The organism is Finegoldia dalianensis (assembly GCF_046255015.1).
GTDB classification, from domain to species: Bacteria; Bacillota; Clostridia; order Tissierellales; family Peptoniphilaceae; genus Finegoldia; species Finegoldia magna.
This window is the reverse complement of sequence record NZ_JBDLBQ010000005.1, coordinates 76,674-95,946: the sequence shown is the minus strand read 5'-3', so window position 1 is coordinate 95,946 and position 19,273 is coordinate 76,674. Positions and strand designations below refer to the sequence as shown.

The window sequence follows — 19,273 nt, the reverse complement described above, 5'->3', positions numbered from 1 at the left end:
TCATAGCCCTTACTTTTGAGAAAAATTATTTTGTAATTAAATATACTAATACTGATGCGATTGTAGTCGTCAAACCTACGGCTGCTTCGTAAGGAATGATTTTTAATCTGTCAGCGATAGACATTTTGACAGATCCACCAGTTGCATGGAAGAATGATCCGTGAGGAAGTGAGTCGATAACTGTAGCACCTGCATGAACCATAGCACCAGCATTTAGTGCAGTTACATTTGCATCAATTAATGATTTGGCGAATGTTTGAGATGCTATTGTACTTCCAGCAGTTGTACTTGCTGTTGCACCACCCATTAAAATACCCGCTACTGGAGCAAGTATAAATGCAGGAAGATTAAATGCAGTAATCAAATTAATCATATCAGTTTGTAGTGTTGAATTTTTGATAATTCCAGCTATTGTTCCAGTTCCAATCAAAAGTGCACAAACTCCGATTATTTTTGAGAAACCGTAGTTGACATATTCTTTGGTATTCTTAGTTTCTTTTGTAGCTAATAAGCATACAAATCCTCCTAGTGGAAGTGCGATTAATGGGTCGATTGTGATTTTTGCGATAGGTCTTAGTGCCAATAAAACAATTACAGTAACTGGCCCTATAATTGATGCGAAGAAACTTGGCAAGCTTGTTCTTTCAGAAGATTCCAAATCACTTGAATCTATGACATCAGTTTTTTTCTTTGCTAAAGCCATTGCAATAATAATCGTTACGATTAATGCGCAAATTGCAGGAATGATATTCACATACATCAAAGATGTAAGATTTAGTTTGAATCCTTCAGCAGTTGCGATAGTGTTTGGGTTAGGGCTGATTACATTACCAGCTTTTCCTCCACCAATCATAGCCAATAAAATGCTTGATTTGGAAAGATTTGATTTCTTACCAACAGCAAGGGCGATAGGTGCACAAGTGATAACTGAAATGTCAATGAATACACCGACAGCACAGATAATCATCGTAGAAATCGCGATAGCGATCAAAGCCTTTTGTTCGCCTAATTTTTTGATAATCGTGTCTGCGATTTTTTCTGCAGCACCCGTTTTAACCAAACAGCCTGCCAAAATACCACTTGTCATAATTCTTAGAACTGAACTCATCATTGATTCAGAACCTTTTACCATGGCAGACACAGTTCCAACAAGTCCGCCTCCACCGATAAGTCCACCAACCAAAGCGCCTATGATAAGTGCGTAAGTTGCGTGGAAGTTTTTGATGATTAGAAAAATTGATAACGCTAAGCCAATCAATGCTCCAATCGTTGAAAATGTTACGTTGTCCATACTACCTCCATAAATTTATTAATTTCATTACTTGGTCAACACTTCTGTACAAGTTTTCTTCAGAAATCTTTTTATCCATAGCTTCATTTGTTCCCATACATTTATTTAGAATAGGGAAGAATGCATCGATTCCTCTATCGTTAACAGAGACTGCATCGTTATCGCAAACGCCGCAAAAAGCAATGACTTTTTTGTTGTATTTCTTTGCGAGCTTTGCAATTCCAACAGGAGTTTTTCCCATGGATGTTTGGAAATCCATCTTGCCTTCGCCAGTGATAACCAAATCAGAATTTTTGATTAACTCATCTGCTCCAAGCATTTCTAGAATAATTTCAATTCCTGGTTTTAATTCTGCATTCAAATAGTTTTTGAAGGCATATCCCAAACCACCAGCAGCGCCAGCTCCTTCAATCGTATCATTTGCATCTGGAATAACTTTTTTTGTAACCTCGTGATATTTGCCCAAAAGTTTATCCAATTCTTCGACTTGTTTTGGACTTGCTCCTTTTTGTGGTGCAAATACTCTTGCCGATCCACGTTGTCCACACAACGGATTGTCCACATCACAAGCTATTTGGAATGTGCATTCTTTAAGTCTTTCATCGAAGTTTTCCAAATCAATTGTTTCCAAATCGATAATTCCTATTGGACCGTTTGAGATTTCGGTTCCATTTTTGTCAAAAAATCTCACACCCAAACTTCGAAGCATTCCCATTCCACCATCTGTAGTTGCAGAGCCGCCAATACCAATGATAAATTCTCTGATATTTTTATCCAAAGCGTCCTTTATCATATCTCCAACTCCAAAAGTCGTTGCATTCATTGGATCCAAATTATCTTTTATAAGCGTAAGTCCGCTGGATTCACTCATTTCCATAATCGCAAGTTTATCATCTACTATCAAATATTTAGCTGTGTGATGTTCCATCAAAGGATTATGTACATCAACCTCAACTATTTTAGCGTTTTTAATATCCTTTAATGAATCAATAGTTCCTTCTCCACCGTCAGCAACAGGTTTTACGATTACTTTGTTTGAAGGATTTTTTTCACAAGCTTTTTTTATGATTTCTCCTGCTTCCAAAGAACTCAAACTGCCTTTAAAAGAGTCTATCAATACTAATATATTCATAACAACCTCCTATCTCAATTTTATAACAAACGATTGCACAAATGTATGTTTTATGTAATAATAATGTTAAATGAACAAATAAATTTATTATTATGGAGAACAAATGAGAATTTCTGATCACACTGCAAAAATGATAGTCGAAAAATTAAAAGATGTTATTGATTACGATTTGAACTTTTTTGACCAAGAAGGATATATTATTTATTCTACAAATTCAAATAGAATTGGCACTTATCACGAAGCTGCGAAGGAATGCGTAAAGCTAAACGAAACAATTTTTGTTGATAATGAAAAAGAGTACGTTGGAGCAAAGAAGGGAATTAATATCCCGGTTACAATCGACGGAGAAATCATCGCCGTTATCGGCATCACTGGAAACAAAGACGAAGTTATGAAATATGGAAACATCATCAAAAAAATGACTGAAATACTAGTAAAAGAACAACTTGTTGAGAAGAACAAACTTAAGAAAAAGGACATGAACAAGTATTTGTTTGAGAGTTTGATAAATGAGTTGGACGATTACGGATTGTACAGATATCTGGAAAGTGAAGACGAAAAATACGTTATAGTCGGGAAAAATTCCGAAAACAGATTTTTGTTGAAAGACTCCGATAAAATTTACAAAATCTTGGAGAATAATCTGTCCAATAATTTCGTATACAGCGTTTTTTACGGAGAAATTGTAATTCTTTCAAACAACGTAGACAAGATTATCATCAAGAAAAAATTGGAAAAAATTAGAAACCAAATTCACGATGCAATAGACAGTAGAGTATATTTTGGCATCAGTGGGTCATTTAAAATGATTAGCCAATTTAAGAAAAACTATGATAATTGCATGGTTGCGTTGGATTGGTTGGATAATTTGCAAAGGAAAGACTGTGTTGTGGATTATTCCACATTGGATTTGGGAATTTTGCTTGGAAGTATCAAAAAAGATAGAATCAAAAAATTCAAGCAAGTCGTATTGAAAGATATTTCCGACGAAGATTACAATATTTACAAAGATTTGATAAAAATTTATGCGACAAATAATCAAAGCATAACAAAATGTGCTGAGGATTTGTTCGTACACAAAAATACCGTTCAGTACAGACTGAATAAACTTAGAGATATCACAGGACTTGACCCTAGAAATGTAGAAGATTTTATCAGGTTGTATTTGGCTTTTATATTGAATTAGAAAATGTAGTAAAAAGTGGCAAAACCATCACGCACAAATATCTAGACTACAAAAAATATGTATAGATAGTTTCAAGACAATAAAACACAAAAACTCGTAAACCACTCATATTTCTACAAATATTGCTAAAGGTAGCTTAAAGATATACGAAAATAGACACCGATACGAACGAATATCTAGACTACGCAAATAAATAAATTCTAAGCTTGTGAATCTAAAATTGTGAACTCGCCTTCGGCTCAGACAGCACAATTTTTTTACGATTCACTTCGCTTGAATTTATACTTATTTTCTCCGTATGATATTCTAACCGTATCGGTTTGTCTATTTTTATTTCATATATTTACATAATCGCTTGACATTAAGATTTTAAAGGTACAATAAAACACAAAAACTCGTAAACCACTCATCTGTCTACAAATATTGTTAAAGGTAGTTTCAAGATATATGAAAATAGACACCGATACGAACGAATATCTAGACTACGCAAATAAATAAATTCTAAGCTTGTGAATCTAAAATTGTGAACTCGCCTTCGGCTCAGACAGCACAATTTTTTACGATTCACTTCGCTTGAATTTATACTTATTTTCTCCGTATGATATTCTAACCGTATCGGTTTGTCTATTTTTATTTCATATATTTACATAATCGCTTGACATGAAGATTTTACAGGTACAGTCTAAAGTAGAAAACCAGCTTGCACGAATATCTAGACTACGTAAATTTGTGATTTCTAAATCTCAAAATCCTAAAATCGCAAGCACGCTAGCGCTTACGCAAATGCGATTTTGGACGGATTTTTTCGATTTGAAATCAGATAAATTTCCTCCGTATGATATTCTTAGCAAAACTGGTAATCTACTTATTTCATTAATTCTAAGTCGAATAAATAACTCCTCTTTTAACTTGGTCGTAGTTGGCTGTGATTTCTGCTGAAATCAAGATTATTTGCGAGGATAAGTTAATCCACACCAAAAGTGCAAACACGCCTACCAATGGACCGTATGTCAATGACATATTCGAAATGTTCGAAACGTAGAACGAATACAACACTGTAATCAAAAGCCATCCTATGGTTGCGATTGTTCCTCCTAGCATTGCCGATTTCCATTTGATACTTCTTGTAGAATCGAAATCAGGTGCGAATTTGTATAGCAATGTGAATCCAAAAATCATGGATACAATAGGTATTAAATATCTGAAAAATTGTGCAAAGTATGGTATTCGTATTTTCATATATTGCTCAATTAGATTTAAAATCAAACCACCAAATGCGATAAATACCAATGTCACAATCAACAATAAAAGCAATACTACTGTAAATAGAATGCTTTTAAGTTGTGTTTTCAAAAATCCGTTTTCGCTTCTCACATCAAATGCTTTGTTCATAGCTTTGATTAAAGATTTCAAAGCTTTAGAACTAGACCACAACGCCACCAACAAAGAGATGGAAAGTACAGATGAGGATCTGTTACTTATAATCGTGTTGATTAATGTCATTAGTATATTTCTCGTTTCAGAGGGAATTACTTCCATCCATTTGAAAATCAAATCAAGTTTACTAGCAGCAACCATCAACACAATATTTAATAAAACTATTAGAAATGGCACTAAGCTCATTATAAAATGATAGGTTGTCTGTGCGCTTAATAATGGGATTTGGTCTTCTTTTATTGATTGCAATAATTTTTTGAAGAACAAATTCTTTTTTTCTTTTTTCTGTTTTTTCATCATTTACCTCAAATATTCATCAAACCAATCGCAGATTTCTTTTAATCTTCTGATTCTGTTTTTAGGTTTTCCAGAACGTGAAAGTTCGTGGTTTTCTCCGTAAAACATCACAAACCTTGTTTGTGTGTTGTTAAGTTTCAAAGCTTGAAACATTTGCATTCCTTCAGATACCGGACATCTGTAATCTTTTGTGGAATGAATAAAAAGAGTTGGAGTGTGTGCATTTTTTGCGTATTTTAGCGGAGATTTGTCCCACAATTTATCATAATCATCTAACACTGTTTCAGTGTGGTTTTGATCCGTTCCAAAATAATATCCAATATCTGAAATCAAACTGAAAGAAATCCAATTTGAAATCGAACGTTGACTTACAAAACAATCGAATCTGTTAGTGTGAGTCATCATCCAATTTGCCATGAATCCTCCGTAAGATCCTCCGGTGTAGCCAAGTTTGTCGATAGGGTATTTGTCCATAACAATATCTGTGAATTTCATCAAATCAGAATAATCCACATCGCCGTATTTTCCTCTTATATCCATAAATTCATTTCCATATCCGTCACTTCCACGTGGATTTGTATAGAAAACAAAATATCCTTTAGAAGACAGTAATTCCATTTCATGGAACAATACTTCACCGAAAACAGTTTTTGGACCGCCGTGTACGGACAAAACGCCTGGATATTTTTTATTTTTATCGTAGTCTTTTGGATAAATTACCCAGCCTGTGAATGAATTACCATCATTTTCAAACGTAAACTTGTCTTTTTTGCTTATATGATATTCGTCATTATTCAAATGAGTTAGTTGTTCTCCATTTAATTTGTAAACTTCTTGTCCGTGATTTTCAGTTATCAAGACGTAGTAAACATCATCGTTTTTTACAGAAATCATATTGATAGAATTATTTGTGGATAAAATCTTATCGAATTTGTAATTCTTGTCCATTCTCAAAATCGCACTGCCATATCCTTCCAAAATTACAAAATATATGAACTCGTCAGTTTTTTCGATTTGACTACCAGAAGAATATTTCAAATCACAGCCTATGGAATTGTACAAGCAGTAATGTTCTTCGTTTAGCTTTATAGCTTTATTATCTACAATTTTGTAGATTTCACAGTCTTGGTTGAGCCCATGTTCTTTTCCATCTGTGGCGAGAATCACAATATCGTCATTGAAATATTTCGCAGACATTATCATAAAACCTTGTAAAATCACAGACTCTTTTCCAGATTTTAAATCGTATTCAACTAATTCATCTTCGATTTTCATTACGTTTTCGTAGGAATTTCTCACGAAAATAAGTTTTGATTTATCATCATTGATGTCTACAGATGAGATATTTGAAAATTCATCTGTTAGTATATCAGTTTTGTCAATGCTTGGAAAATATCTTGCAAGTCTAGTTCTTTTCTTGTCAGTAAACCCAACAGCATTTTCAAAATAGGGAAGTTCTGTGAGAACTTCGACATCTTCGTTTTTTTCTTCTTCTGTGATTTTATTCATTTCATGATGTCTGTCGAATTCGTATTTTACGATAAAAGAATCTTCCAATTCGAAAAGAATTTCAGCGTTTTTCAAATCTATGTCGAATTCTTTTACAGCTTCTCCACCATCGACAGGAAGTCTGTAAAAAGATGATGTATCAGAATCTTCTTCTTTTTCTGAATTTCTCATAATTAATAAATCTCCATCATTCAATTCAAAAAATGAAGAGTCCTTGTTTGAACTTGTGAAGTTTTTATTGTCTCCTACTTTGTGTATGTTAGAATCGTATTTGTTTTCTTCTATATTAGCTGTGGTTGTAACACAGAAAATATCGTCTGAGTTTTTTAAAGATTTTAACTTTGAAATAAATGTAAAGTCTTTAAATGAATCGTAATCGAAATATTTCATATAACTCTCCTTCATTTATATATTAAGATAATTATAACATAATAGACTGCTACGATATACTTTAGGAAAAGTAATACATTGAAAATGAATTGAATTTTAATGTAAGTATTTTGAAAGTTCGATTATATTTATTAAACGAGTGTTAAATAAATGTAGTGAAAATGTATTTCAAATAAGTTATACAAATTTTTTCCACAAAAATTGACGATAATTTGTGGAGAAAATTTGGCTTATTTCAAGATATCCACAAAGTTATCCACATTATCCACATTTATCCACAAAAAATTACCAACAATTTGGGATAAAATATCGTGAATAATTTTTGAATATCAACTGAATAATTTATAGTTTTTTTATGGTATTATATATGAGAGGTGAAAACGAATGAAATTGGACGAAGATTTTTCAGATATAAAACAAAGAATTATGATGAATTTGAAGACAAGAAACCTGTATTTTAAGACGTTAAATGAATGTGAGAAACTTTTGGATATTGATTTGATGCAGTTACAAAAAAAGGGCGCATTTCCTACAGAAGAATTGTACAAATCGGAACTTCGAAAGGTCAACAACTACATTGAAGATTTTTCTAATGTGAGTATAGCGAATAAATTAATAGAATTTGTGTATTACTTTTTGTTGATAACTTCTGTTGGACTTGCTACCAATCTAATCAGAAATTTCTTAGGATTGGAATTTAAACAAATTTCAGTATCTGCAGTTATACTTTATTTGACGATGTTTGCAACTGTAATTGCAACTCCGATTATAATTTCCAGAAAAGAAAAGAGATTTCATGACAGTAAATTCAGATACTTTTTGATTGCTATATCAGCGATTGGAATTGTTTTGTTTTCATATTTTTCGATTTTTTCAGGACCTGTGAAGCAAAATTTGTTCACACTGAATATTATTATTTACATTTTAATATTGGTAGGATTTTTCGCAATTACAATATTAATGAAGAAATTATCCACAAAATAAATTGGCCGCCGAGTTTGAAATCAGATTGATTTTGAATTTGGCGGTTTTTGTATTATGTAAAATAATTTAATGTGCTATAATTGTTGTATTGGTTAATTTTAAAGAAAGGATACAAGTATGAAAAGAAATCTCAATCTGATAAAAAGGGTTATGCCTTATTTTAAAAAATACAAATTCATTTTGATGTTCGATTTGTTCTGTGCTGCCCTTACTACACTTACAGATATGGTGTTGCCGATGATTTTGAGAAGACTGACAAATGCGGGACTAGGCACATATTCTTTGACAAGAGAAATGATTTACAGAATGGCAGGACTTCTTTTGGTCATCAAAATAATTGATTTGTTGGCAGGATACTACATGACAAAAACTGGTCATATAATGGGAGCAAAGATTGAAACGGACATGAGATACGATGTGTTCCAACATTTGCAAAAACTTTCTGATTCGTATTTTAACGAAACAAAAGTCGGACAAATTATGGCAAGAATTACATCTGATTTGTTCGATATAACAGAATTTTCACATCACTGTCCAGAAGAATATTTTATTGGATTTATTAAAATAATAGTTTCATTTGTAATCTTAGTTAGACTGAATGCATTGTTGACGGTGATTTTGTTCTTATCAATTCCTTTAATGATTGTGTTTGCATCCAAATACAACAGAAGAATGCGAAAAGGATTCAAAGAACAAAAGCATCACATCGGAGTGTTGAATGCGGATATCGAAGACAGTTTGCTAGGAGTTAAAGTTGTAAAATCATTCGCAAATGAAGATGTCGAAATCGAAAAATTCCAAAAAGGTAACAAGAAATTCTTGGATATAAAATCAGAAACGTACGCATCAATGGCTGGATTTAACACGATAACAAAAGCGTTTGATGGAATAATGTACATTATCGTGGTTTTATTCGGTGGACTTTTCCTAGTCGAAGGGAAAATGAGTAGTGGGGACATCGTAGCATTCATCCTTTATGTTCAAACGTTACTTACAACTGTGAGAAGAATTGTAGAATTTACAGAACAATTCCAACGTGGAATGACTGGTATCGAAAGATTTACTGAAATAATGGATCAAGATATCGAAATTTTCGACGACGAAGACGCTGTGAATTTGGAAAATGTCAAAGGTAAAATCGAAATAAAAGATGTCAGTTTCAAATACAATAACAATAGCGAAAATGTGTTGAACAATATTTCGTTCACTATAAATCCTGGACAGAAAGTTGCGTTGGTTGGGCCTTCTGGTGGAGGCAAAACGACGTTGTGCAATTTGATACCTAGATTTTACGATGTAGAAGACGGAGAAATTTTGGTGGAAGGAATTGACGTTCGAAAAATCAAACTTCAATCGCTTCGTTCAAACATCGGAATGGTGCAACAAGATGTGTATTTGTTCAGTGGAACTGTCAGAGAAAATATTTTGTACGGAAAACCAGATGCGACAGAACAAGAAGTAATCGATGCAGCAAAAGCAGCAGGAGCGTACGATTTTATAATGAACTTGGAAAATGGATTTGACACTTATGTTGGAGAGCGTGGGGTTATGCTTTCAGGTGGTCAAAAACAAAGAATTTCAATTGCTAGAGTTTTCTTGAAAAATCCACCGATTTTGATATTAGACGAAGCTACATCAGCACTTGACAACAAGAGCGAATTTATCGTGCAAGAATCATTGGAAAACTTGGCAAAAGGAAGAAGTTCACTTACAATTGCCCACAGACTTACAACTGTTCAAAACGCAGATTTGATTTTGGTGTTGACCGAAGAAGGAATAATTGAACGAGGAACGCACCAACAATTAATGGAACAAAAAGGATATTATTATAATTTGTACACACAAGGTGGCAGATTATTGGTGTAAATAAGAAGATATCAACTGCAATGCAGTTGGTATTTTTTTTTATTTGTAGATTGATTTAATTATTTTAATGATATAATTAAATTAGATATATACAAGGAGATAACAATGGAAATCAACGATAATATTTTATTTGTAAATTCTATAATTGATGATGCAATCAGAAAAAATTCTAGCGACATTCACATTGAACCATTTGAAGAAAATGTCAGGATAAGATTTAGAATCAATGGAAGTTTGGTGGAATACAAAACTGTGGACAAGAGTATGCACTCAAAAATAATTACTAGAATTAAAATAATGAGTGAGCTTGATATTGCAGAGAAGAGACTTCCACAAGACGGAAGAATTACATATACTTACGAAAATTCGAAGATTGATCTTAGAATTAGCATTATCAACACAATTCACGGCCAAAAATGCGTTATTAGAATTTTGAATCCAGAATCTTTTAAAATCGGGATGCAAAATCTTGGGATTTCTGAAAGTGAACAACAAATGATAGAAGGATTTACGAAATTTGAAAACGGAATGGTATTGATTTGTGGGCCAACTGGAAGTGGTAAGACAACAACGCTTTACACAATGCTAGAACGAGAAAATACAATCGATAAAAATATTATCACGATTGAAAATCCAGTTGAGTACAATATTTTTGGGATCAATCAAATTCAAATCAACGAAAAAATTGGATTGAGATTTGATAATACGTTGAAGTTTGTACTTAGACAAGACCCTTCTGTAATAATGGTCGGAGAAATTAGAGACTTGGAAACTGCGAAGCTTGCGATTAGAGCATCCATCACAGGCCACAAAGTTTATTCAACAATTCACACAGACGATTGCTATCAGTCCATAATCAGACTTATGGATATGGGGATTGAAGATTACATGATAAGAGCATCTCTCAAATTTGTTATCGCGCAAAGATTGCTAAGGAAATTGTGTCCTCATTGTAAGAAAAAAGTCACACCAACATCTTCACAAATGGAAGTTTTCAAATCGAACGGATTAAATCCAACTGAAATTTACGAGCCAGGAAGTTGCGATGAATGCAGTTCTGGTTACGAGGGAAGAATGGCTGTCATGCAGATACTAAAAATCGACGATGATTTGAGAAGTTTAATCAAAAAAGATATGAACTTGAAATCTTTGAAAAATTACGGTGAAGAAAATAAAATAGACAGTTTGTTCAAAAAAGCTTTGATACAAGTAGCACTTGGCAACACTTCATTTGACGAAGCTATGAGGTTGTACAATGAAGATTGACAGTTTTTTAAAAGAAGATAGCATATTAAAGAAGGAAATAAATCTCAAAGTTTCTAAGAAAAAGTTGTTTTTGTTTTTGAGACAGTTTTCAATTCTTCTGAATGCGAAAATACCCATTATTGAAATCATAAATCTACTTAAAGAACAAAAAGAATTCAAACAACTTAAACCGAGCTTGGATAAAGTTTCTGAGAATTTGAATAATGGAATGAGCGTGTCGGAAAGTTTTGCAAATGACAAAAATTTCGATATGTTTTTCACCTCTATGATGAAATTAGGTGAAGAAAGTGGAAGACTGGACAAAGTAGTCTACGATTTGAGTAAATACTACGAGAGAACATACGATATCAACAAAAAAGTTCAAAACGCGATGATTTATCCGATAATTTTGACAGTCACAGGAATTGTAATGCTGATATTTATGCTCAAAAACGTCATTCCGACATTTGTGGATTTGTTCGAAAGCTCTGACATGGTGCTACCACTGTCTACGAGAATTTTAATTTCATTATCAAATGCAATTAACGAAAAAGGATTATTGATTTTAATTATTTTACTATTAATAACAGCAGGAGGTATTATAGCTTATCGAAGAACAAAATTTGGATATTACTTGGATAAATTCAAGACAACCAAATCAATTTTTGGTAAACAAAGAAAAATTATAATATCCTCAGAAATTGCGAGGAGTTTGAGCATAACTCACAAAAATTCCATGACGATTTTGGATGGACTCATCATAATTCAAAAATCCATGAAAAACAAATACTACAAACAACAACTTTCCGATATTTTCAGAGAAATAGAATCCGGAGAGTTTACACTGGAAGAAGCGTTCAATAAAAGAAAAATTACTCCGCAAGTGTTCAACTCCATGCTAAAAGTTGCAGAAAACACTGGAGAACTGGGAGATATATTCGAAAAACTTTCAGAATTCTACGACGGGGAAGTGGAATATGCAATCAAATCATTCATTAGCATATTAGAGCCAATGCTTATAATCTTCATGGCAATAATCGTAGGATTCATCGTAATATCTATCACCATTCCTATGTTTGATGTTATAAATTCGTTTAATTAACAAACTGTGGTATAAAAATATTGAATATTATCATCAAAAAAAGAGGGCATATGCCCTCAAATTTTTTATTCTATATTGATTGTTTTGTCGAAAAGATTTGCATCTTCATCTATCTTTGTATCATTTCCTACAACTACTAAGTGATTTTCTTTCATTGCTTTTTTGATTATTTCAGCAAATTGCTTCAAGTCATCTACAGTTGTGTGTAGCATGTTTTCAAGATAAATTTCATAATCTTCTATTGTTCGTCCCGATAAATACATGTTAATCGAACGACTTCCTTTTGTGAATGTAGTCATTGGTGGGTTGAATTGGTTCACAGTTCCAATGATGAATTGTTTCATTTCTTTTTCATCAAAGCTCATGTTTTCGACAAATTTATCGATTTGATCGTAAATGTCGATTGTGTTTTTGATGTTAGGATCTCTGTAGGAATATACATATAATATTCCATTCAAGCTTACGCTCATTCCAACTCCATAGGCTCCGCCTTTTGCTCTGACTTCGTTGTACAAGAATGAAGTGTTCAATATATTTGTCAACACAGTTATTTTGGAATTGTATTCAAACCCGTATTTTTTCAAATCAGCTGATTTTACAACGTAATTCACATTTGAAGATGTCTTGTAGGCTTCTTTTAATTTGAAGAATTTTGTTGGAGAAGATTTGATGTTGATGTCTTCTGTGTTCATTTTAGCAATCAACGATTTTTGTAATTTGTCGAAGAATTTATTTGCAGAATCTTGTTCATTGATTATGCTTATAATCATGTTGTTTGAATTTACGATTTTTTCGTAGTAATCTTTTAATTTATTCAAAGTGATGTCTGCTTTTTCATCGAAATCATTCAACACGTCGCACAATTTTTCGTAGTAGCTAATTCCAGAACATTCATCTTCTAATACGCTTTTTTCTGAGAATGATGCCATAGAACGTGTCAATGCGAATTGGTTTCCAGCTTCAAGTATTCTCGTTTTGTATTCTTGTTTAAGGTTTTGAAGGATATTTTTGAATCTATTTTTGTCTTCAAATTTCACATTAAACAAGTATTCTTCCAAGATTTTGATACATTCGTCTTCTGTTTTCTCTATTGTTTTGAAGCTGAACACAAATTTGGATTTTAAATCTTGACCGTTTTTTGTATTGTTCAAATGAATTGCCGTGAATATCCCACCTGATGCAAGATATGTTTGAGTGTATAATTTTTTGTAATCGTAATTTGTAGTATCGCTTAGTCCGATATAATCGGATAGAAGTGACAAATAGAAGTAATCTTTTTGCGAGAACTTCGACAAATCAAACATAAATGATGCGTAGTGAATGTTTGATGTGAATAGATTTGGATTTAGGTATGTGTAATTGTCGATTTTCTTTTCGATTCTTTCTACATCTTCAAGTTTTGCGTCAATATCGGAAAGTTCCAATGTTGGAATAGTGTCTTTTTGTTCTTTTGTGTCTTCTTCTGATTGGAATTGTTCTAAGTTTTTGTTCAAATCTACTAATTCATTCAATTCTTCATCGGACAAACTTTCCTTGTATTGTTTTAATTTTTCCTTCACTTCGTTGTCTTTTTTCAAATTAAGACCTGGCGTTGCTTTCAATGATAGAATCAATTTGAAGTTGTTGTTCAATAATTTTTCTTCGATGAATTCTTCGTAGTAATCTGTATCGATCAAATTTCTGCATTCTGCAAGTGTTTCTGAGAATTGTAATTGGTCGTAGTAGCTATCTGAGTACATGAAACTTAGAGCAGATTTTAAGAAATAGATAACTCCTTTTGTGTGGAAACTTCCAGCCTCTTTCAAATCGTATTCTAATTTATTAAGAGTAGAAGTGAGTTCGTCCTTGTCGATTCCGTTTTTTACGATGTTTTCTAATTCTCTTTTAACCAATGCTTCAAATTTTTCGGTGTTTTTTACATCTGAGTTCTCAGCGATAACCCCCATTGTGATTTCTTGGCCGTAAGATGATACGCTCTCTACAGATTCACAGATGTTTTCTTGCAATAATTTTTCTTTAATTATCGCAGATTCGTTGGAGAACAATACGTCACTTAAAATAGTTGATACGAATGCATCTTTTACATTTGTGATGTGTCCGACATTTGCAGCGTAAACCAATACATCTTTTCCGTCTGGCTTTTCGTCTTTTGATATATTGTATTCGACTTGGACTTTTTTAGCTTCCTCAAATGGTTTTTGGTAAGGAATTTCTGAGTCGATTTTTTTGTAATCATATTCATCCAAATATTCTGACAAATGATCCAATTCTTCTTCGATATTGCCGTTTCCGTAAAAATAAATGAACGAATTTGATGGGTGGTAGTATTTGTCGTGGAATTCCAAGAATTTTTCGTAAGTTAAATCTGGAATGTTGTAAGGATTACCGCCCGATGAATGTGCATAAGTTGTATCTGGATACAAATATTTGAACAATTCATCGAAAATAATCGTATAAATTGAACTGTAGGAGCCCTTCATTTCGTTGTACACTACACCATTGTATTTGATATCATCATCGACATTTTTTATTTCGTAGTGCCATCCTTCTTGATAAAAAATGTTCTTTTTTTCGTAAACAATTGGATTGAAAACTGCATCCAAATAAACGTCCACAAGATTTTTGAAATCCTTGGCGTTACGACTTGCTACAGGATAGCAAGTTTTATCCGGATAAGTTATAGCGTTCAAAAATGTTTGTAGAGATGATTTTACCAAGTCCATAAATGGTTCACGAGTTGTGTATTTTTTGGATCCATTAAGAACTGAATGCTCCATTATGTGAGCAACCCCTGTACTATCTTGTGGGATAGTCTTAAAAGCAATTGAAAAAACTTTGTTTTCGTCATCGTTAGCTAGCTTCAAAACTTTCGCTTTCGTTTTTTTGTGTTCGAAAAGAAATGCAGTAGAATTGATGTCTGACAATTCTCTCGTATCTATTAATTTAAAATTTTTATAATCTTGCATAAAAATCTCCTTTTTTCTTTTTAATATATTATATCAAATTGCGAAAACTTAACAAAATCACAAATTTATTAAAAATTTGTTTATTTGGGTATAAATAATTGTTACCTACATTCGCAAATATCAGTTTTTAAAACTGTATATGATATAATAAATAACAAATAAGAGGTGAGAATATGAAATTAGTATCATGGAATGTTAACGGATACAGAGCCGTTATGAAAAAAGGATTTAAGGAAGCATTTGATAAATTGAATGCTGATATTTTTTGTTTACAAGAAATTAAAATGAAAGAAAACCAAATGACTGACGAAATGGAAATAGAAGGTTATCACAGATATTCCTATTCAGCTAACAAGGCAGGTTATTCTGGAACTTTGGTCTACACAAGAGTTGAACCGATTGGAGTAAGTTTCGGGATTGGAATTGATGAACACGACACTGAAGGACGTGTGATTACTTGCGAATACGAAGATTTTTTCTTGGTAAATGTCTACACTCCAAACTCTAAACAAAAACTAGAACGATTGGATTATAGAATGGTGTGGGAAGATGAATTCCACAATTATTTGAATATTTTAAGAGATAAAAAACCTGTAATTGTGTGTGGGGATTTGAATGTAGCACACAATGAAATTGATTTGAAAAATCCACAATCAAATAGACGTTCAGCAGGATTTACCGACGAAGAAAGAAACAAAATGTCACTTTTATTAAATGATGGATACATCGACACTTTCAGATATTTTTATCCCGACAAACCAGATGAGTACTCTTATTGGTCGTACTTTGCAAAAGCGAGAGAAAGAAATGCTGGCTGGAGAATTGATTATTTCATAGTAAGTGATGATTTGAAGGACAATCTTGTGGATGCGAGAATTCACCAAAGCATAATGGGATCAGACCATTGTCCAGTTGAATTGGAGATTAATTTTTAAGGAGATATTATGACTAGAAATAGAATTTGGATAAGTGGAGCAGATGGAAAAATCGGGAAAGTATTACAGAAATATTTGGATCCTTTGGAAGACGAAGTCTTAGCAACGGATAAATACATTGTAGACATTGTGAATTCCGATGAAACTTCAATATTTGCTAGAAGAAATAGACCGAATATAATCATAAATTGTTCTGCGCTTACAGACCCTGTAGCTTGCCAAGAAAACCCAGACGAAGCTTTCAGAGTAAATGCGTTGGGTGCAAGAAACATGGCGGTTGCAGCGAACACTGTGGATGCAAAAATAATTCACATGTCAGCAGACGATGTGTTCAGTGGACAATCCAGAAGTGCATACAGAGAATACGACACTCCACATCCTACGACAATGTATGGAAAAAGCAAATTGATGGGAGAAAATTTCGTAAGGGAATTCAGCGTGAAACATTTTATTTTGAGAACAAGTTGGTTATTCTCTCCGGTAAATCACAGGGTTGAAGATATTATAAAAGAAGCAATTCAAACGGGAAAAGTTTATGTTCCAAAAGCACAATATTCTTCTCCGACAAGCGCATATCAATTAGCAGAATTTATCGTAAAATTGATGGATACTTACGATTACGGAATATACCACGCATCATGCGAAGGAGTCGCTAGTAGAAAAGATTTTGCAGAAGAAATTTTGAGGATAAAAGGAATTGATGCAGAAGTTATCGAAGATGAAAATTTGAGAATTGAAGGTCACAGACCAGATTTTACAGCTTTGGAAAACTTCTTATTGAACACTTCTCAAATTTACAAATTCACAGATTGGCAAACTTCTCTTCAAAAATATATCGAAAAAAATAATTTGTAATTTTAAAAATGAATTTATAAAAAAGGAAAGATGTTTATGAAAAAAAAGAAAAAAAGAGGACTGACAAATCAAATTTTCATTGGATTATTTCTGGGGTTGTTGGTAGGAATAGTTTTTAATCTATTTGTCCCTTCATCATATATAAAAGATACCATTTTAGTTAATGGGATATTCGACGTATTGGGGCAAGGATTTATCAGATTAATGCAAATGCTCGTTGTTCCATTGGTGTTCTTCTCACTTGTAACTGGTGCGATGAGCATGGGGGATACTAAAAAATTAGGAAAAATCGGAGTCAAAACACTTGTGTTTTATTTGTTCACTACGGCTTTGGCGATAACTTTGGCGCTATTATTGGCATCATTTATAAAGCCTGGAGTTGGAATTGATCTTAGCAAAGTGAGCCAGGCTGTCCAAGCAGACCCTGCGAAGGCAGTTTCAATAAAAGATACTGTGCTGAATTTGATTCCTACAAATCCAATTCAAGCTATGGCTGAAGGAAATATGTTGCAAATAATTTTCTTCGCATTGTTAGTTGGAATTATTTTGGCGAATTTGGGAGAAAAAGCACACAACGTAGCAAATATTTTCGAAGAATTCAACGACATAATGATGGATATGACTATGATTGTCATGAAGTTTGCGCCAATAGGTGTATTTGCTCTTATCACAAAGACGTTTGCAACTTTAGGATTATCTGCAATATTCTCTATGTTAAAATACATGCTCACAGTAGTTTTAGGGTTGGTATTGCAACTTTTATTAGTTTATATGGTTTTATTGACGATTTTTGCAAAAGCAAATCCATTCAAATTCTTGAAGAAATTCTTCCCAGTTTTGGGATTTGCGTTCTCCACATCATCTTCAAATGCAACGGTGCCAATGAACATCAACAAATTGGAAGAACTTGGAGTTAGCAGGAAAATTTCCTCATTTACAATTCCACTTGGAGCGACTATCAACATGGACGGAACAGCAATCATGCAAGGAGTTGCAGTAGTATTTGCAGCGAACGCTTACGGAATGCAATTGACACCACAAAATTTCTTGACAGTAATTGCTGCAGCGACACTTGCATCTGTAGGTACTGCGGGAATTCCATCTGTTGGATTGATAACTTTATCCATGGTATTTAATTCAATCGGACTTCCAATATCTGCGATTGCAATGATAATGGGAATAGACAGAATTTTGGATATGATTAGAACAGCGATAAATATCACAGGAGATGCCGTGTGTACAGTTATCGTCGCTAATAGTTCTGGTGAAGAATATTTTGATAGAAAAAAATTTAATTCGTAAATTATAATAAATGATAAACACTTATAGAATATTTCAATAAGTGTTTATTTTTTTATCTGATATAATGAATATAAGGAGGGATAATTTTGAAATTAGAAAATAAACATATTAAAAAAATTGTCGTAATTCTAGTTGTGGTTTTAGCATTTGTATTTATCAAACCACTAAGAGAAGGAATAACGAACATGTCAAAAGCTTTTCAAGACCTTGAAAGTGTAAAAGCTTACATCAGATCTTTCGGGAAAACTGCGGTTATAATTTCATTCTTGATGATGATTCTTCAATCAGTTGCAGCACCAATCCCAGCCTTTTTAATTACTTTTTCAAACGCAGCTATTTGGGGATGGGTTAGAGGAAGTATATTGTCTTGGACATCTGCAATGGCTGGAGCGGCGCTTTGTTTTGGAATTGCGAGATTTTTGGGAAGAGATATCGCAGAGAAATTTGCAACAAAAGGAGCATTGAAGGAAGTAGAAGGATTCTTCGACAAGTATGGCAAGAACGCTATTTTAGTTGCAAGATTATTGCCATTTGTTCCATTCGATCCAATAAGCTATGCAGCGGGATTGACTCCGATGGGGTTTTGGGAATTTTTCATTGCTACAGGAGTTGGACAACTTCCAGCTACTTTGATTTATTCTTATGCAGCAAGTAAATCCACAAATCCATCTACATGGGTAAAAGGCCTTATAATTTTATTCGGAGTTTTCGCTTTAGGAATGTTGATGAAGAGAATTTATAACGATAAACAAGCAAAGAAAAATGTGTAAAAAAGA

Annotated in this window: 14 protein-coding genes; 9 read left to right on the top strand and 5 right to left on the bottom strand. The window is 33.1% G+C overall.

Annotated elements, in window-relative coordinates; all coding sequences use genetic code 11:
* Positions 1-25 precede the first annotated feature (25 nt).
* Together ABDJ34_RS06470 and ABDJ34_RS06465 are read right to left on the bottom strand one after the other, a co-directional pair.
* Positions 26-1,291: a GntP family permease gene (locus tag ABDJ34_RS06470; RefSeq protein WP_412701782.1), complete on the bottom strand. Its 1,266-nt coding sequence runs from the start codon at positions 1,289-1,291 to the stop codon at positions 26-28.
* Position 1,292: 1 nt separating this feature from the next.
* Positions 1,293-2,423 carry a glycerate kinase family protein gene (locus tag ABDJ34_RS06465; RefSeq protein WP_412701781.1) on the bottom strand — a complete coding sequence of 377 codons (1,131 nt, stop codon included), beginning with the start codon at positions 2,421-2,423 and terminating at the stop codon, positions 1,293-1,295.
* Between the two features lie 103 nt (positions 2,424-2,526).
* Here ABDJ34_RS06465 and ABDJ34_RS06460 point away from each other — a divergent pair, with 103 nt between their 5' ends.
* Positions 2,527-3,609: a CdaR family transcriptional regulator gene (locus tag ABDJ34_RS06460; RefSeq protein WP_154271513.1), complete on the top strand. Its 1,083-nt coding sequence runs from the start codon at positions 2,527-2,529 to the stop codon at positions 3,607-3,609.
* A gap of 879 nt (positions 3,610-4,488) precedes the next feature.
* On the opposite strand, the gene ABDJ34_RS06455 is transcribed toward ABDJ34_RS06460, so the two are convergent.
* Positions 4,489-5,343 (bottom strand): YihY/virulence factor BrkB family protein, encoded by an 855-nt coding sequence (locus ABDJ34_RS06455; protein WP_412701780.1) that lies wholly within the window; start codon positions 5,341-5,343, stop codon positions 4,489-4,491.
* Between the two features lie 3 nt (positions 5,344-5,346).
* Positions 5,347-7,242: an alpha/beta hydrolase family protein gene (locus ABDJ34_RS06450; RefSeq protein ID WP_412701779.1), complete on the bottom strand. Its 1,896-nt coding sequence runs from the start codon at positions 7,240-7,242 to the stop codon at positions 5,347-5,349.
* A 384-nt stretch (positions 7,243-7,626) separates the two neighbouring features.
* On the opposite strand from ABDJ34_RS06450, the gene ABDJ34_RS06445 reads away from it, so the two are divergent.
* The 4 genes from ABDJ34_RS06445 (at position 7,627) to ABDJ34_RS06430 (ending at position 12,439) form a co-directional block, all read left to right on the top strand.
* Positions 7,627-8,226, top strand: a complete 600-nt coding sequence (locus tag ABDJ34_RS06445) for a hypothetical protein (RefSeq protein WP_412701778.1) — start codon at positions 7,627-7,629, stop codon at positions 8,224-8,226.
* Between the two features lie 117 nt (positions 8,227-8,343).
* The gene (locus tag ABDJ34_RS06440) at positions 8,344-10,092 is read left to right on the top strand and encodes an ABC transporter ATP-binding protein (protein ID WP_412701777.1); all 1,749 of its coding nucleotides are present in this window, start codon (positions 8,344-8,346) and stop codon (positions 10,090-10,092) included.
* Between the two features lie 105 nt (positions 10,093-10,197).
* Entirely contained in the window at positions 10,198-11,358 is a 1,161-nt protein-coding gene (locus ABDJ34_RS06435) for a GspE/PulE family protein (protein ID WP_412701776.1), read from the top strand.
* A complete protein-coding gene (locus ABDJ34_RS06430; RefSeq protein ID WP_412701775.1) occupies positions 11,348-12,439 on the top strand; it encodes a type II secretion system F family protein in 1,092 nt (363 codons plus the stop codon). Before ABDJ34_RS06435 ends, ABDJ34_RS06430 begins: the two co-directional genes overlap by 11 nt.
* Before the next feature lie 65 nt (positions 12,440-12,504).
* Here ABDJ34_RS06430 and ABDJ34_RS06425 read toward each other — a convergent pair whose 3' ends face one another.
* Positions 12,505-15,405 carry an insulinase family protein gene (locus tag ABDJ34_RS06425; RefSeq protein ID WP_412701774.1) on the bottom strand — a complete coding sequence of 967 codons (2,901 nt, stop codon included), beginning with the start codon at positions 15,403-15,405 and terminating at the stop codon, positions 12,505-12,507.
* A gap of 173 nt (positions 15,406-15,578) precedes the next feature.
* On the opposite strand from ABDJ34_RS06425, the gene ABDJ34_RS06420 reads away from it, so the two are divergent.
* The 4 genes from ABDJ34_RS06420 to ABDJ34_RS06405 all read left to right on the top strand — a co-directional run bounded on the left by ABDJ34_RS06420 (position 15,579) and on the right by ABDJ34_RS06405 (position 19,267).
* Positions 15,579-16,340 (top strand): exodeoxyribonuclease III, encoded by a 762-nt coding sequence (locus tag ABDJ34_RS06420; RefSeq protein ID WP_412701773.1) that lies wholly within the window; start codon positions 15,579-15,581, stop codon positions 16,338-16,340.
* A gap of 9 nt (positions 16,341-16,349) precedes the next feature.
* Entirely contained in the window at positions 16,350-17,195 is an 846-nt protein-coding gene (locus ABDJ34_RS06415) for an SDR family oxidoreductase (protein WP_412701772.1), read from the top strand.
* A 36-nt stretch (positions 17,196-17,231) separates the two neighbouring features.
* A complete protein-coding gene (locus ABDJ34_RS06410; RefSeq protein ID WP_412701771.1) occupies positions 17,232-18,497 on the top strand; it encodes a dicarboxylate/amino acid:cation symporter in 1,266 nt (421 codons plus the stop codon).
* An 86-nt stretch (positions 18,498-18,583) separates the two neighbouring features.
* On the top strand, positions 18,584-19,267 hold the full coding sequence (locus tag ABDJ34_RS06405) for a TVP38/TMEM64 family protein (protein ID WP_412701770.1): 684 nt from the start codon (positions 18,584-18,586) through the stop codon (positions 19,265-19,267).
* Positions 19,268-19,273: the final 6 nt, after the last annotated feature.